The following is a 989-nucleotide window of genomic DNA, read 5'->3' as shown; positions in this document are numbered from 1 at the left end:
GTTCCGCCTCGCCGGGCGGCTGACCGCCGGGACGATGGCGCTGCTCATCGGCCTGGCCGCGCTCGGCTTCGTGCTGGCCCTGCTCACGGGCTACGTCGAGGTCGTGACCCTGAGCCAGCAACTGCACCTCGACGGGGCCGGGCTCGTGACCGTGTTCCTGCTGAATCTCGCCTTCCTGCCCACCCTGATCGTGTGGAGCCTGGCCTGGTTCGTCGGTCCCGGGTTTGCGATCGGCGCGGGCTCCTCCGTGAGCCCCTTCGGCACCCAACTGGGGCCGGTGCCCTCCCTGCCCATCTTCGGGGCGCTCCCCGATGGCTGGGGCAGCCTCGGCCTGATCGCGCCCATCCTCGTCGTGCTCTGCGCGCTGATCGCGGCGTTGTTGCTCCTCGGCACGGGCGCGCGCCCGTCCGGCCAGCGCAGCCGCTGGGGCTGGCCCGGCACCGCGCCGGGGGCTCGCGACGCCGCCGCCGACGCTGACCCCGCCCGCAGCGCGGCGGCGGAGCCGAGCGGGGCCGCGGCCAGCGGCACGAACACCGACCCCGGCACTGAGCCGGACCCCGCCTCAAACACCGACCCAGCCACGGACACCGAGCAGGAGGCGCGCGACGACGCACAGCCGGGCGACGGTGACCCCGTTGCCGACCCGGCAGCAGAGCCGCTCTTCGGGGGCCTGCCGGACGCCGCGGACGCCGAGACCCGCGAGGCCGCCGCGGCATTCCCGACGCTGGCGGTCCTCATTGCGGTGCCCCTCGCGGCGCTCGTCGTCGGCGTCATCGTGTGGCTCCTGGGCCTCGCGGCCAGCGGCGGCTTCGGCCCGGGCCGCCTGGCGGTCGCCGGACCCGACGCGCTGCTCGTCGCGGGCACCGCCGCGCTGGAGGTCCTGATCGGCGCGACGCTCGGGGCGCTCATCGTCCGCGTGGACTGGAGCGACCGCCTGAAGCGCTCCCGCCGCCGCCTCGCGGGCCTCCCCGAGGCCCTGGCCGCCGCCC

The 989-nt window shown here is 76.6% G+C and carries 1 protein-coding gene; it reads left to right on the top strand.

Annotated features, from left to right (window positions below):
* Positions 1–989, top strand: a 989-nt coding sequence (locus OOT08_RS06240) for a cell division protein PerM (RefSeq protein ID WP_325091720.1), incomplete at both ends; no start/stop codon positions are given.

Origin of the sequence: Leucobacter sp. M11 (assembly GCF_035726885.1) — a bacterium.
Taxonomy (GTDB): Bacteria; Actinomycetota; Actinomycetes; order Actinomycetales; family Microbacteriaceae; genus JAPFRB01.
Note: the sequence above shows the minus strand (reverse complement) of the source record. Positions and strands in the feature narration are given on the sequence as shown.